This window comes from Cysteiniphilum halobium (assembly GCF_003574425.1).
GTDB lineage: Bacteria > Pseudomonadota > Gammaproteobacteria > Francisellales > Francisellaceae > Caedibacter > Caedibacter halobius.
The window spans coordinates 1-634 of record NZ_QLIU01000013.1; the positions used below are offsets into that span (position 1 = coordinate 1).

Below are 634 nucleotides of genomic sequence, written 5' to 3' on the forward strand. Positions count from 1 at the left end.
CTTTTTTCCCACCTCCTTTTTCTCCCCATTCTATCCCTCTACCTCTCTTCTCTTCTCCCCTCTCTTTCTCTTCTTTTTTTTCTCCTTCTTTCTATTTTTTTCCCTTCTTTTTTTTTTTTTTTCTCCTTTTTTCTTTCTTTTTCCTTCTTCTTTTTCTTTTTCTTCTTCTTTACCTCTTCTCCCTTCTTCTCTTTCCTACTTTCTCTCCTTCTTCTTCTTCTCTTCTTTTTCTTCCTTTTTTTTTTTTTTCTCTTCAACCAGTTATCTTTCTGTATACCTTCCTTTTTTCCCCAGCGCTTATTTTCTTTTTCTTTTTCTTTACTTCCCTTTTTTTTTTTCCATCATTTACTTCTGATTATCTTTCTCTTTCTTTTTCGTTTTTTTCTTTTTTTTTCCCTTCTTCTCCTCCTTCTTTTTTTTTTCTTTCTTTTCTCCTTTTTTTTTCCTTTTTTGTTTCCCTTTTTCTTTCTTCCTTTCTCCCTTTTTTTTTTTCTCTTTTTTTTTTTTTTTTTTTTTTTTTTTTTTTTCACTCTTTATTACTTCTTTTTTTTTTTTTTCTTTTCCTTTTCTTCTTTTTTCTCTTTTTCCTTCTTACTATCTTTTTCTATTTCTTCTTCTTTTTCTTTTTTCTCTC

General features: G+C 28.2%; 1 protein-coding gene. It reads right to left on the minus strand.

The window, feature by feature from the left end; all coding sequences use genetic code 11:
* Positions 1-38: 38 nt before the first annotated feature.
* Positions 39-257: a hypothetical protein gene (locus DNK85_RS12625; RefSeq protein WP_119328125.1), complete on the minus strand. Its 219-nt coding sequence runs from the start codon at positions 255-257 to the stop codon at positions 39-41.
* Positions 258-634 lie beyond the last annotated feature (377 nt).